At 46.1% G+C, this 232-nt stretch carries 1 protein-coding gene; it reads left to right on the top strand.

What is annotated here, in order from left to right; translation table 11 throughout:
- Window positions 1–232, top strand: a 232-nt coding sequence (locus ACYP5M_RS26820; protein WP_459735763.1) for an iron chelate uptake ABC transporter family permease subunit, incomplete at both ends; no start/stop codon positions are given.

Below are 232 nucleotides of genomic sequence, written 5' to 3'. Positions count from 1 at the left end.
TCAGGCATGGCCCTTGCTCTGTCGGGAGCCATTCTGCATGGGATCACACGTAATGATTTAGCCGATCCCGGAATCATCGGGATCAACTCAGGAGCATGTGTTGCCATCGCAGCTTTCTTTCTGTTTTTCCCGCTTGATGCTGGTTCTTTTGTTTATATGGTTCCGATTGTCGGTTTTATCGGAGCGTTACTGACGGCCTTTTTAATATATATTCTCTCATTCAAGAGAAGGA

It is taken from the genome of Peribacillus sp. N1, from assembly GCF_054600815.1.
This window is presented reverse-complemented; position numbering and strand designations above follow the sequence as displayed.